Source organism: Nonomuraea sp. NPDC003560 (assembly GCF_042878785.1).
Taxonomy (GTDB): domain Bacteria; phylum Actinomycetota; class Actinomycetes; order Streptosporangiales; family Streptosporangiaceae; genus Nonomuraea.
In genome coordinates, this window is the sequence record NZ_JBIAOF010000002.1 from 527,530 (window position 1) to 540,566 (window position 13,037).

12 protein-coding genes and 1 riboswitch are annotated in these 13,037 nt (G+C 71.9%); of the genes, 8 read left to right on the top strand and 4 right to left on the bottom strand.

Annotated features, from left to right (window positions below; genetic code table 11):
- Window positions 1-39 precede the first annotated feature (39 nt).
- From ACFYUV_RS07800 to ACFYUV_RS07825, 6 genes are all read left to right on the top strand, one after another.
- Window positions 40-1,362 carry an NYN domain-containing protein gene (locus ACFYUV_RS07800; protein ID WP_387666162.1) on the top strand — a complete coding sequence of 441 codons (1,323 nt, stop codon included), beginning with the start codon at window positions 40-42 and terminating at the stop codon, window positions 1,360-1,362.
- A 132-nt stretch (window positions 1,363-1,494) separates the two neighbouring features.
- Window positions 1,495-2,421, top strand: a complete 927-nt coding sequence (locus tag ACFYUV_RS07805; protein WP_387666165.1) for an NlpC/P60 family protein — start codon at window positions 1,495-1,497, stop codon at window positions 2,419-2,421.
- A gap of 350 nt (window positions 2,422-2,771) precedes the next feature.
- A riboswitch (cyclic di-AMP (ydaO/yuaA leader) is annotated at window positions 2,772-2,936 on the top strand.
- Between the two features lie 130 nt (window positions 2,937-3,066).
- Complete coding sequence (locus tag ACFYUV_RS07810; RefSeq protein WP_387666167.1) at window positions 3,067-3,549, top strand: C40 family peptidase; 483 nt, start codon at window positions 3,067-3,069, stop codon at window positions 3,547-3,549.
- Window positions 3,550-3,719: 170 nt separating this feature from the next.
- Window positions 3,720-4,553 (top strand): hypothetical protein, encoded by an 834-nt coding sequence (locus ACFYUV_RS07815; RefSeq protein WP_387666170.1) that lies wholly within the window; start codon window positions 3,720-3,722, stop codon window positions 4,551-4,553.
- Window positions 4,554-4,564: 11 nt separating this feature from the next.
- On the top strand, window positions 4,565-6,412 hold the full coding sequence (locus ACFYUV_RS07820) for a M48 family metalloprotease (protein WP_387666173.1): 1,848 nt from the start codon (window positions 4,565-4,567) through the stop codon (window positions 6,410-6,412).
- The gene (locus tag ACFYUV_RS07825; RefSeq protein WP_387666175.1) at window positions 6,409-7,503 is read left to right on the top strand and encodes a glycosyltransferase family 4 protein; all 1,095 of its coding nucleotides are present in this window, start codon (window positions 6,409-6,411) and stop codon (window positions 7,501-7,503) included. The genes ACFYUV_RS07820 and ACFYUV_RS07825 overlap by 4 nt, the downstream gene beginning before the upstream one ends.
- Window positions 7,504-7,519: 16 nt before the next feature.
- Here the strand turns inward: ACFYUV_RS07825 and ACFYUV_RS07830 are convergent, their stop codons facing one another.
- Genes ACFYUV_RS07830 through ACFYUV_RS07840 form a run of 3 tightly spaced genes read right to left on the bottom strand, consistent with a single transcriptional unit; the run spans window position 7,520 to window position 10,592 of the window.
- Window positions 7,520-8,437 (bottom strand): carbohydrate ABC transporter permease, encoded by a 918-nt coding sequence (locus ACFYUV_RS07830; protein ID WP_387666177.1) that lies wholly within the window; start codon window positions 8,435-8,437, stop codon window positions 7,520-7,522.
- Window positions 8,434-9,306: a sugar ABC transporter permease gene (locus tag ACFYUV_RS07835; RefSeq protein WP_352322927.1), complete on the bottom strand. Its 873-nt coding sequence runs from the start codon at window positions 9,304-9,306 to the stop codon at window positions 8,434-8,436. Before ACFYUV_RS07835 ends, ACFYUV_RS07830 begins: the two co-directional genes overlap by 4 nt.
- Entirely contained in the window at window positions 9,306-10,592 is a 1,287-nt protein-coding gene (locus tag ACFYUV_RS07840; protein WP_387666180.1) for an ABC transporter substrate-binding protein, read from the bottom strand. Before ACFYUV_RS07840 ends, ACFYUV_RS07835 begins: the two co-directional genes overlap by 1 nt.
- A gap of 182 nt (window positions 10,593-10,774) precedes the next feature.
- Here ACFYUV_RS07840 and ACFYUV_RS07845 point away from each other — a divergent pair, with 182 nt between their 5' ends.
- Window positions 10,775-11,557 (top strand): DeoR/GlpR family DNA-binding transcription regulator, encoded by a 783-nt coding sequence (locus ACFYUV_RS07845; protein WP_387666183.1) that lies wholly within the window; start codon window positions 10,775-10,777, stop codon window positions 11,555-11,557.
- Window positions 11,558-11,678: 121 nt separating this feature from the next.
- Here the strand turns inward: ACFYUV_RS07845 and ACFYUV_RS07850 are convergent, their stop codons facing one another.
- Window positions 11,679-12,572, bottom strand: coding sequence for an aldo/keto reductase (locus ACFYUV_RS07850; RefSeq protein ID WP_387666185.1), 894 nt, complete (start codon window positions 12,570-12,572; stop codon window positions 11,679-11,681).
- Window positions 12,573-12,630: 58 nt separating this feature from the next.
- On the opposite strand from ACFYUV_RS07850, the gene ACFYUV_RS07855 reads away from it, so the two are divergent.
- The gene (locus ACFYUV_RS07855; RefSeq protein WP_387666187.1) at window positions 12,631-13,035 is read left to right on the top strand and encodes a MerR family transcriptional regulator; all 405 of its coding nucleotides are present in this window, start codon (window positions 12,631-12,633) and stop codon (window positions 13,033-13,035) included.
- Window positions 13,036-13,037: the final 2 nt, after the last annotated feature.

Below are 13,037 nucleotides of genomic sequence, written 5' to 3' on the forward strand. Positions count from 1 at the left end.
CCCTTGTCTGAAAGGGCATGTCACGAAGGGACAAGTGGGATGAGTTCAGCGGGTGAAGGCCTGTCTCGCCCGCTTCCCGAGCAGGTGCGCCTCAACGTCGTCGACCTGGCCGCCCAGGTTCTCGGCACGATGCCCGCCGTCTCCGTGCCGCCGCCGCTGCGCGGCATCGCGAAGTTCGACCCGCGCAAGCGCGCCAAGCTGGGCAGCGCGCCGATCGCCGCGCAACTGGAGAACGACAAGAAGTTCCGCGAACTGGTCGCGGAGTCCGTCGCCGCCGGATGGCCCGAGCTGGTCGCCGCGCTGGCCGAGGGCAGTGTGCCGCCCGCCGCCGACCCCGTGCTGGTGGCTGCCGCAGCCTATCTCACCAGGCCCCCCGGCTGGGCGGAGATGATCGAAACCGCCCGCGCCGACCTGGAGCAGTCCGCCGTGGCGGCCGAGGGGTCCGAGCGCGAGGAGGCCGTCACGCGGCTGCGTGAGCAGCTCGCCGCGCAGAAGACCGCCGCCAAGGAGGAGGCCGACCGGCTGCGCGAGCAGATCAAGGCGGCCCGCGCCGAGAACTCCGACCTGCGGCGCAAGCTCCACGACGCGCGCGAGCGGGCCAAGGCCGCCACCCGCAGGGCCGAGGAGATGGAACAGGCCGCCGACGACGCCCGGCACGCCGCCTCCGCCGCCGGGAACGCGGGCGAGGCCGAGCTGCGCCGCCTGCGCGAGCGCCTGGCCGACGTGGAGAGGCAGCTCGAAGCCTCCCGCCGGGCCGCCCGCGAGGGCCGCAGCATCGAGGACGCCCGCATCAGGGTGCTGCTCGACGCCCTTCAGGACGCCTCGGCCGGGCTGCGCAGGGAGCTGGCGCTGCCCACCACGATCAGCAGGCCCGCCGACTCGGTCGCGGCCAGCACCGGCGAGCGTCCCGGGGTGCGCGGGGTGCCCGCGCGGGCCCTGGCCGACGACGACCCGCAGCTCCTCGACCAGCTCCTGGCGCTGCCGCAGGTCCACCTGATCATCGACGGCTACAACGTCACGAAGACCGGCTACGGCACGCTCACCCTCGCCGACCAGCGCAACCGGCTGATGACCGGCCTCGGCGGGCTGGTCGCCCAGACCCGGGTCGAGGTGACGGTGGTCTTCGACGGCGCCGAGCTCAACGCGCCGGTGCAGGTGGTGGCGCCGCGCGGGGTGCGGGTGCTGTTCAGCGCGCCGGGGGAGATCGCCGACGACCTGATCCGCCAGCTCGTCCGGGCCGAGCCGCCCGGCCGGGCCGTGGCCGTCGTCTCCTCCGACCGCGAGGTAGCCGAGTCCGTACGCCGGATGGGCGCCAGACCGGTTCCGTCCGGTCTGCTGCTGCGCCGGCTGGGCCGCGCATAAGTTACGAATTAGCACTATTGGCGAGACCCAACCCGCCACTTCTGTACTATTTCGCCCCAGGTGTAATCCCTGGGAGGCGACGCTGTGAGGTTTGGCCGGGTGACGGTGGCCGCGGGTCTCGCGATCGGACTGATGACGGTCCCGATGGGTGCGGCGCTCGCTGATCCCAAGCCCACTCTCAAACAGGCCAAGGCCAAGCTGGAGAAGCTGAACGACAAGGCCGACAAGGTGGTCGACCGGTACAACACGGCGACCGAGAACTACAAGAAGGCCAAGGACGCCTACATCAGGCTCAACGACCGCTACAAGCAGAAGCTGCAGACGGTCGCCGACCTCCGCGCCGAGATCATCAGGGTGGCGGTGGACTCCTACAAGCTGGGCGGGGACGTCACCTCCCTGCCCGGCATGGTCGGCGTCGACGATCCCGAGAACCTGCTGGCCGGGCTGGCCATGGCCGGGCAGCTCTCGCGCGAGCGGCTGGAGAAGCTGGCCGCCTTCGACCGCGAGAACAAGGGGCTCAAGGCCGAGCGCGACAATGCCGAGACCGCGCTCGCCGACGCCGACAAGGAGCGGGACGCCGTCCAGCGGGAGCGGGCCGAGGTGCTGAAGCTGGTCGGCCAGCAGAAGAAGCTCCTGGACAAGCTGGGGGCCTACAACCCGGGCAATCCCAACAGCACCGGCATCAAGTACACCGGTCCCGCCTCGGGCAGCGCGGCGGCCGTCCTGAACTTCGCCTTCGCCCAGGTGGGCAAGCCGTACATCTACGGGGGCACGGGCCCGCGCGGCTACGACTGCTCAGGGCTGACGCAGGCCGCCTGGCGCGCCGCCGGCGTCTCACTGCCGCGTACGACGTGGCAGCAGTGGGCCTGGGGCGCGAGCCGGAAGGTGGACCTCAAGGACCTCCAGCCGGGTGACCTCATCTTCAGCGAGGGGCTCGGGCACGTCAGCATCTACGCGGGTGGCGGCAAGATCGTTCATGCGCCGCAGACGGGCGACGTCGTCAAGGTCGTCCGCCTCGCCGACTACGGTCGCCCGCTCGTCGGAGCCATCCGCCCCTGACTCGGCCCCCGCCCGAAATCTCGGGCGGCTTCGGCGTGCCCGTGAGCGCTGCGGCGAACGGGACAAACGGGGCGAAAGGGCCCTGACAATCAGGTGTGCCGGGAAGTGTGAGAAGGGTCACAAAGCGGTAACGGAGTCCTGAGGTCCAGCAGGGGTTTCACCCTTGACTTGCACCTTTATCTGATCTTTACAGGCCGAGTCTCCCTTTGCCAAATCTTGACCCCTCGGCGTAGTTTCTGGCGTCGCGGTCAGCAAGCCATGCGCACCGCGGATCGACATCGGAACCCCGATGCGGACCAGATAAAAATCCAGCGGTCGCCGCCGATATCCCCGTTCAGGCACAACCATCGGGCGGCGACCTGCCGAGTCCGTGCAGCCAGGAGGCACGGAGCCGGGGACCCAAAGATCCCGTCATCCCCCGGGATCAGGGGTGAATCGGCGCGTCTTTCGCGCCGTAGGGCGACTTCCAGGCCCGAATCCGTCAGCTAACCCGGTAGGCGTTCGTGGAAGACACAAGGAGAAATCCTGTCTACCTCCCTGCATAACCCCCGTCTGTCCCGTCTTGCCCTGAGGGGCGTCGCACTCACGATGACCGTGACGGCCGGAGGTGCGGTTCTCCATGCCGTACCGGCCGGGGCGCAGACGGTGAGCGAATCGGCCGCCAGGCTCACCGCGGTGTCCAGCACCGCCAAGGCGGCCACTGCGAAGTCGGCCAGGTCGGCGAAGACCGTCAGGTCTGCCAAGTCGGCCAAGGCCGCGCGGCAGGCGTCGAAGGCCCGCAGGGCCGTCGCCGTCGCCAAGCATCAGGTCGGCGACCCGTACCGGTACGGGGCCACGGGCCCTGGTGCGTTCGACTGCTCCGGACTCGTCCAGTACGCCTGGAAGAAGGCCGGGGTACGACTCCCGCGCGTGACGAACAGCCAGTTCGCCCGCATCAAGCGCAAGGTCTCCTGGCGCAATCTCAAGCCGGGCGACCTGATGTTCTTCAACGGGCTGGGCCACGTCGGCATGTACGTCGGCCACGGCAAGATGGTCCATTCGCCGCGGACCGGCGAACGGGTGCGCATCGACAAACTGGGCGGATGGCGGAAGTCGTCGTTCGTCGGCGCGGTGCGTCCCGGCGCGTGACAACGGGCCCCGCCCGGACCCTCCCCGGTCCGGGCCGGGGCCTGTCGCATGCCCGGCCCCGAGCAGGACCCGGTCTGGCGAAGGGCTCGGCTCCGGGACGGGATCGGTCCGGCGAAGGGCTCGGCCTCGGGAAGGGGCCGGGAGGGGCGTGGGCCTACTAGCATCGGGCCGTGTCCTCGCAGGTGCGTCCGTCCCTTCGCGGTCCGCGGCTGCTCCTCTCGGTCCTGCTGCTGTCGACGGCGGTGCTCGTGGTGGCCGACGCGCCGCCCGCCGCCGTCCTGCCCGCCGGGGCGCGCGGGTTGTGGAGCGACGGCGGTCAGGTGGCCCGCGGCGCGCGGTCCGTGGTCGTGGGGCACCGCGCAGAGCCCGGCGTGCTCGCCGATCTGGCCCGCCGCGCGGATCTCGCCGGACGGCGGGTGTCCGCGATGCTCGGCCGGCCGGTGCGCGCGCTGGTCGTCGTGCCGGACTCCGACGCCGAGGCGGCCGGGCTGGCGCGCACGGGCCCGCTGGACGGGCTGGCCGCGGTGGCCGACGGCGCCAGGGTGATCGTCGTGCCCGGCTCGTTCGCCCGGCTCACCTCCACGGGACGTGACGTTGTCCTCACCCATGAGCTCACCCACGTCGCCGCGGGCACCGACCGGCTGCCCGTCTGGCTCTACGAGGGGTTTGCCGACTACGTGGCCTACCGCGACGCCGGACTCCCCGTCGGGACGGCCGCCGCCGAACTCGCCGCCGACGTAAGGGCCGGCCGGCTGCCGAGCGAGTTGCCCGGACCTGCGGCTTTCGCCCCCACGGCCGCCGATCCCGGACGGCTCGCGCGGGCGTACCAGGAGGCCTGGATGGCGTGTCGCTTCCTCGCGGACCGGTTCGGTGACGGGACCCTGGTACGGCTCTACCGTGATGCCCGCGTGGCCGGCGTCGATCAGGCGCTCGCCTCCGTGGGGCTCACCGCCGAGACGCTGGCGGCACGGTGGCGCGAGTACGTACGAGAGCAGCTCGCGTGAAGGGGAGGCAGATGAGCGAGCGGAACGACCCGTCCCGGGAAGGGGACGAGCCCGCCGGAGCGGTCGCCGGAGGGGCCGATGAGCCCGGCACGGCGGTCGCGGCGGCGCACGGCGGCGGTGTGGCCATCAGGGACGACGGCGGGGACCGGCCCGGTGAAGGTGCGCCGCGGGAGCCGTCCGGCACCAACGAGCCACCCGAGTCCCCGGGCCACCCCGACGACCCGGACTATCCGGACGCCCGCCCCGACGCGGACGCCGACCCCGACACCGAGGACCCCCGTCACCCCCGACCCCCCACCCCCGACGACCGCCCCCACGCCGACGCCCCCGCCACCGACGCCCAGCCCCCCGCGCAGGCCGCCGAGGACACGGACACCCCCGGCAAGAGCCCCGAGCCCCCCGTCGACCCGGGAACGGGCGGCAAAGGCGGCGGCAAGGGCAAAGGCGGCGGCAAGGGCAAGGGCGGCGAAGGAGGCGGCAAGGGCAAGGGCGGCAAGGGCGCGGGCGATCCCGCCGGCCCCCTCGCCGAAGGCGTCGAGGCCCGTCCGGGAACCGGCAAGCTGACGGGAACGGCGGAGCACCTGATCGCCCGCGAACGGCAACGCGCGGAATCCCGCTCCAGGCGCGCCGCCGGCGCCGCCCTGGCCCTGGTCGGCGGCGTGATCCTGGCGGTGGCCGCGTTCGCCACCCCCTGGCGGGTCCTGGCGGCGGGCGCGCCCGCCGTCGCCCCCGACCCCGCCCGCGACTTCAGCGCCGCCCAGATCGCCAGGGCGCAGGCGTTCGACGCGGCCACCACCCTGCCCGGCTACATCTCGCTCGGTCTCACGGTCCTGTTCGCCGGGCTGCTGGTCCTGACGCCGTTCGCGGCCAAGGTGCTGGGCGTGCTCAGGGGCCCGTGGTGGGTGCGGGTGATCCTCGGCGTGGTGGTGCTCACCGCGATCACCGAGGTGCTGAGGTGGCCGCTCGGCATGTGGTTCGAGACGATCCTGCGCGACTACGGCCTGTCCACCCAGGACTGGGCGGGCTGGACCGCCGACCGGCTCAAGAACACCGGCGTCGGCGTGCTGCTGACGGCCGTCATGCTGCTCGCCCTCGTGGCGCTGGCCCGCAAGGTGCGCCGCTGGTGGATCCCGGCCGCCGTGGGCGCGTTCGCGCTCACCCTCGGCGTGTCGTACGTCTACCCGGTGGTGTTCGAGCCGCTGTTCAACGACTTCACCTCCATGCCGCAGGGCTCGCTGCGGTCGGAACTGCTGGCCATGGCCGAGCGGGACGGCGTCCCGGTCGAGGACGTGCTGGTCGCCGACGCCTCGCGGCGCACCACGGCGCTCAACGCGTACGTGTCGGGCTTCGGGGCCACCCGCCGGATCGTCGTCTACGACACGCTGCTCAAGGCGCCGGAGTCGGAGGTCGAGCTGGTGGTCGCGCACGAGCTGGGCCACGCCAAGCACGCCGACGTGCTCGACGGCACGCTGCTCGGCGGACTGCTGGCCGCCTTCGGGGCGATCGGCCTGTTCCTGCTGGTCGGGCCGCTGCGGCGGCGCACGGGGATCGCCTCGGTGGCCGACCCGCGCGCCATCGGCGTGCTCATGGGGCTGATGACGCTGGCCTCGCTGGTCTCCGACCCGGCCCAGAACCTGATCACGCGGCACGTGGAGGCGCGGGCCGACGTGCACGCCCTCGACCTCACCAGGGATCCGGCCACGTTCGTCGCGATGCAGAAACGCCTCGCCATAACCAACATTTCCGACTTGTCGCCGGATGCGGTGGAATATGTGCTCTATGCCTCCCATCCCTCCAGCCCCGAGCGCAACGCCCTGGCCCGCTCGTGGGCGAGACTGAACGGCGTCCCCGAACCGTGACCGACGTGGTCTTCGTGACGAACGACTTCCCGCCCAGGCCGGGCGGCATCCAGTCGTTCGTGCACGGACTCGCGCTCCGCACGCCGGGGGTGGCCGTCTACGCCCCCGCCTGGCCGGGATGCGAGGAGTTCGACCGGCGTCAGCCGTACCGGGTCGTCCGGCACCCGACGCGGCTGATGCTGCCCACCCCGGCCGTCGCGCGCAGGGCGGCCGGGCTGGTGGCCGAGCACCGCGCCGAGACCGTCGTCTTCGGCGCGGCCGCGCCGCTCGGCCTGCTCGCACCCCGTCTGCGCGCGGCGGGGGCGCGGCGGGTGGTGATGCTCACCCACGGCCACGAGGCGTCGTGGGCGGGCGCGCCGGGCTTCCGCTCGGTGCTGCGCAGGATCGGCGCGCACGCCGACGTGGTGACCTACCTGGGCGACTACACGCGGCAGCGGCTGGCCGCGGCGATCCCCCCGCACAAGCTCGTACGCCTGGCGCCCGGCGTCGACGTCGACCAGTTCCACCCGCGGGCCGCCAAGGCGGCGCTGGGCCTCGACGGCCGGCCGGTGGTGGCCTGCGTGTCCCGGCTGGTCCCGCGCAAGGGCCAGGACCAGCTCATCCGGGCCTGGCCCAGGGTGCTGCGCGCGGTGCCGGACGCGGTGCTGCTGCTCGTCGGCGGCGGCCCGTACCGGGCGAGGCTGGAGCGCCTGGCGGGCGGGCACGAGTCGATCAGGTTCACCGGCACGGTCCCCGCCGCGAGCCTGCCCGGCTACTACGCGGCGGCCGACGTCTTCGCGATGCCCTGCCGCACCCGCTGGAACGGCGTGGACGTCGAGGGCCTCGGGATCGTCTTCCTGGAGGCGTCGGCGACCGGCCTGCCGGTGGTCGCGGGCAACTCCGGCGGCGCGCCGGACGCCGTCCGGCCCGGGGAGACGGGCCTGGTCGTGGACGGCGCGGACGTCGCGGACGTCGCCCAGGCCGTCGTCGACCTGCTCTCCGACCCCGCGCGGGCACGCAAGATGGGCGCCCGCGGCCGCGACTGGATCACCCGCGAGTGGACGTGGGAGCAGGTCGCCACCCGCTTCCACGCCCTGCTCCGACCCTCCTGACCTTGGCCAGGTACACCTAGCCCTTGGTCGAGCCCAGCGTGAGCCCGGCGACGAACTGCTTGTGCAGGAGCTGGAAGACGACCAGCGTGGGCAGCGCCACCAGCAGGGACCCGGCCGCCAGCAGGTTGTAGTCGGTGAAGAACTGGCCGCGCAGGTTGTTCAGCGCCGAGGTCACCGGCAGCTTGTCGCCCGAGGACATCAGCACCAGCGCCCACAGGAAGTCGTTGTACATCCAGGTGAACTCCAGGGTGGCCAGCGCCGCCAGCACCGGCCTGCACAGCGGCAGCGTGAGCCGCCAGTAGCGCTTCCACACGCTCGCGCCGTCCACGAGCGCCGCCTCGGTGATCTCCTCCGGGATCGTCCGCATGAAGTTCGCGATGACGAAGACGCAGAAGCCGAACTGGAACGCCACGTGGATGAGGATCAGCCCGAGGTAGGAGTCGTAGAGCGACTGGGAGTCCGACAGCCAGGCGGGCAGCGGCACCAGCGTGTAGAGGGTGTACAGCGGGGTGATGAGCACCTGCGGCGGCATCAGGTTCCCGGCGGTGAACACGATCAGCAGCGCCTTGCGCCCCGGGACGCGCACCCGCGCGACGGCGAACGCCGTGAACGAGGCCAGCAAGAGCGTGACCAGCACCCCGGGGACGACGATGATCAGCGTGTTCAGGTAGTAGCGGGGCAGCTCGGCCCGGCTCCACGCCTCGGCGTAGTAGCCGAGCGTGAGGTGCTCGGGCACCGACAGGTAACCCAGCCGGGCCGTCTCCGCGTACGGCCGCAGCGAGGCGTAGACCGACAGGGCCAGCGGCAGCACCCAGCCCAGCGCGACCAGCGCGAGGAAGACGTGCAGCAGGACGCGCAGCGGCCGCACGGGCCGGCGCGGGGGCGGCCGCCGGTCCTGGGCCGGGGGAGCGGCGGCGGGCGCGGTGAGCGTCATCGCTCCTCCTTGAACAGCTGCGACAGGTACGTGACGATGAACCCCAGCGAGATCACCAGCAGGATCACGGCGATGGCCGAGCCGAAGCCGATGCGGCCGGCCTCGCCCACGATGTTCTCGGTGACCAGCACCGACAGCAGCTCCAGGCCGTTCCTGCCCTTGTTGACGGCGTAGACGACGTCGAACGCGCGCAGCGCCTCGATCACGGTGATGACCAGCACGATCACGTTGACCGGCCGCAGCGTCGGGAACACCACGCGGAAGAAGGCCTGCGCCTCGGTGGCCCCGTCGATGGCGGCGGCCTCCTTCAGCGCCGGGTCCACGGCCTTGAGCCCGGCCAGGTAGATGATCATGACGTAGCCGACGTGCCGCCAGCCGGCCGCGACCATCACGACCCAGATGTTGATCGACCGGTCGCCCAGCCAGTCCACGGTCAGGCCGGTGACCGCGTTCAGCACGCCGTAGTCGGAGGAGTAGACGAGCTGGGCGATGAAGCCCACCACGGCCAGCGACAACACGACCGGCAGGTAGAGCGCGCTCTGGTAGACCCGCGACCAGCGCAGCCGCCGGTCCAGCAGCACCGCGCAGAACAGCCCGAACGGCGTCGCGACCAGCCCCAGGAAGCCCAGCCACAACACGTTGTTGCGCACCGCCGACCAGAACGGCGGGTAGGCGGTGGCCAGGTCGTGGTAGTTGCGCCCGCCCACCCACTCGATCGGCCCGATGCCGTTCCAGTCGGTGCCGGACAGCGCGACGGAGGCCAGCGCGGGCCCCCAGATGAGGCCCACGTTGACGATGACGGCCATCCCCAGCCCGATGACCAGCACGGTCACGTCCCGGGCGGAGTAGCGACGGGTTTTGACGGTCATCAGCGGAAGATGTTGGCCTTCTGCTTCTCGATGCCCGCCAGCAGGGAGTCGATCTCGTTCGGCGCGCCGACGAACGCCTGCAGGGACGGGATCATCACGGTGGAGGCGAAGTCCGGCCGGGTGTCGCGGTCGAGGAACTGCGCCAGGTGGGTGGCCTGGGAGACCAGTTCGGCGCCGCGCTTCTGCAGGGCGCTGTAGCCGCTGGTGTCGGCCTTGGAGCTGGACGCCAGCGTGCCCGGGTCGAGCTTGGTCGCCTCGTTCTGGGACGAGCCCTTGGCCAGGTGCTTGAGCAGGGCCTTGGCGCCGTCCACGTTCCGGGCCTTGGCCGAGATCATGTAGCCGTCGATGGGGGCGTCGATGGAGTCGGTGCCGTGGGCGGGGTCGATCTCGGGGAAGGTGAAGAAGTCGATGTCGTCGCGGTCGGCCTCGGGGAACTGCTGGGCGACGAACATGCCGAGCAGGATCATGCCGGTCTTCTTCTGCGCGAGCGACTGCCCGGCCTCCTGCCAGGTGCGCCCGAGCGCGGCCGGCTGGTGGTACTCCATCAGCCCCCGCCAGGTGTCGAAGACCTGCCTGACCCTGGGGTCGGTCCACGACTCCTTGCCGGCCATGAGCGAGATGTGGAAGTCGTAGCCGTTCGTGCGCATGTTCAGGATGTCGAACGTGCCCATCGCCGGCCAGCCGTCCTTGTCGGCGAACGCGATCGGGACCAGCCCGTCGGCCTTCATCCTCCTGGCCAGGGCGGTGAACTCGTCCAGGGTCCTCGGGGGCTCGTACCCCTTGGCGCGCCACAGGCTCTTGCGGTAGAAGACGGCCCACGGGTAGTAGGTGAACGGCACGAAGTACTGCTTGCCGTCGGTGCCGGTCGACTGGTCCTTGAACGCCTGCGTGTAGCCGCCGCCGATCTCCCGCCAGACGTCCGAGATGTCGGTCGCCAGGCCCTGCTCGGCGAAGAAGCGCATCCGGTAGCCGGCGAACCAGGTGAACACGTCGTCGGGCGTGCCCTTGAGATAGCGGTTGATGTTCTCCTGGAACGTGTTGTGGTCGACCGTGTTGACCTTCGGGACGGCCTGGGTGAAGCCCTTGAGCACGGTCTCCAGGGCCTTCTTGGGCACCTCGTCGGAGGCGTTCGAGCCGATCGTGACCGTGCCCGTCCCGCCGCCGGACGACCTGCCGGACCCGGTGGAGGGGCTGCCGGACCCGCACCCGACGAGGACGGCGGGCACGCCGAACGCGGCGGCTCCGAGGAGTAGACGGCGGCGGGAGATCGGCATGTGTCGGTCCATGGTGGTTCCTCCTTGCCGGACCCTTCAGATTCCCCCGAGTTCGCTCACACCCATTCATCGAAAGACGAAGCCCTACCGCTGTCAACGCACTGTTTCATGTCGTTTTTGACGCATTCACCAGGTCGGTGTCATGTCATGATGCGGACGGGATGTGTCGGAACCTGTTGGGATCTGGTGATGCGATGCTCGCCCCGCAGCGTCAGCAGGCGATCCTGGACCTCGTCCGGCAGAACGGCGGCGTCAGGGTCGTGGACCTGGTGCGCACGTTCGGCGTCTCCGACATCACGATCCGGCGCGACCTGGAGCTGCTGGCCGAGCGCGGCCTGCTGGCCAAGGTGCACGGCGGCGCGACCACCATCGGCGCCACGAACGAGCCAGGATTCGCCGCCAAGTCCGTGCAGCAGGAGGAGGAGAAGCAGGCCATCGCCGGGCACGCCGCCGCGCTCGTGCGCCCCGGCACGGCCGTGGCCCTGTCGGCCGGCACCACGACCTGGACGCTCGCCCACCACCTGGGCCAGGTCCCCGGCCTGACCGTCGTGACGAACTCCGTCCGCGTCGCCGACGTCTTCCAGCACGCCGGCCGTCCCGACCAGACGGTCGTGCTCACCGGCGGCGTGCGCACCCCGTCCGACGCCCTGGTCGGCCCGGTCGCGGTCGCCGCGATCCGCCGGCTCAACGTGGACCTGCTCTTCCTGGGCGTGCACGGCATGACCGCGAGGACGGGCTTCACCACCCCGAACATGATGGAGGCCGAGACCGACCGCGCGCTGGTCGAGGCGGCCTCCCGGCTCGTCGTGCTGGCCGACCACACCAAGTGGGGGACCGTCGGCATCAGCACGATCGCCGAGCTCGGCGAGGCCGACGTGGTCGTCTCCGACACCGGCCTGCCGGAGCCGGCCAGGCAGGCGCTGTCGGAGCGGGCGGGTCGGCTCGTCCTGGCCGAGGCGCGGCCCGTCGCGAGATGAGGCCCGTCGCGAGACGGGGCCCGTCCCGAGATGGGGCCCGTCCCGAGATGGGGCCCGTCCCGAGATGAGGCCCGTCGCCGGCTGCGGGGCCGCGTCGCGCCCCCGCTTCCGGGCGGCGGCCTCAAGCGACCGCCGCCGACAGCCGGTCGTACTGCTCGTCGGTGAGCTCGACCGACAGCGCCGCCACGTTCTCCTCCAGGTGCCCGATCGAGGAGGTGCCCGGGATCGGGATCACCGTGGGGGAGCGGCGCAGCAGCCAGGCCAGCGACGCCTGGGCCGGGGTGACGCCGATCTCGGCCGCCACCGCCGCCGGCGGCGTGCCGGGCCCGGCGTGGGAGCCCGCCGCGATCGGGAAGAACGGCAGGAACGCGATGCCGTGCGCGGCGGCGTGGTCCAGGACGTCCTCGTGCTGCCGGGTGGCCAGGTTGTACATGTTCTGCACGGCCGCGATCGGCGTGATCTCCGCCGCCTGGCGCAGCTCCTCGGCGCTCACCTCCGACAGGCCGATGTGCCGGACCTTGCCCTCGTCCCTGAGCTGCTTGAGCGCGCCGATCTGGTCGGCGAGCGGGTAGGCCGGGTCCAGGCGGTGCAGCTGGAGCAGGTCGATGCGCTCCACCCGCAGCCGGCGCAGGCTCAGCTCGGCCTGCTGGCGCAGATAGGCCGGATGGCCGAGCGGCACCCACTCGGCGGGCGAGGGCCGCAGCACGCCGATCTTGGTGGCCACCGCCACTCCGTCCCCGTACGGGTGCAGCGCCTCGGCGATCAGCTCCTCGTTGGCGCCCAGCGCGTAGGAGTCGGCGGTGTCGAAGAGGTTCACGCCCAGCTCGGCCGCCCGGCGCAACACGGCCACGGCGCCCGCCCGGTCCGCCGGCGCCTCCCAGATGGGCGCCTCCATCGCCGAGCGCGCGGGGTCGGGGGCGTCGGCCAACCGCATCGACCCGTAGCCGATCCGGCGCACCTCCAGGTCTCCGCCAATGGTGAACGTCTGTACAGTCTTGCGAGGAATTTCTCTCATGGGCGTCACGCTAGAAGCTCACATCGATGTGAGATGCAAGCGGTGTGAGGAGCATCACGTGAAGATCGGCGCGCTCTCCGCGGAGACCGGGGTCAGCCCCCGGCTGCTGCGCTACTACGAGGAGCAGGGGCTGCTGACCTCGTACCGGGCCGACGGCGGTCACCGGCGCTACGGAACGGATGCGCCCGTCGTGGTCCGGCGCATCCGCACGCTGCTCGCCGCGGGACTGCCGACCAAAGTGATCAGGGACGTGCTCCCGTGCGCCTCCGGCTCCGGCGAGGTGCTGGATGCGTGCACCCTCGATGCCCTCCGCGGCCGGCTCACCGGCCTGGACGAGCAGCTGGCCGAGCTCCAGGCCACCCGCCAGGCCCTGGCCGCGATCCTGACCGCGACCGAGCGGGCCGGCGACCCGGCCGATGAGCCGGCCGGTGAGCCGGCCGGTGAGCTGGTCGGGGCCGCCTGACG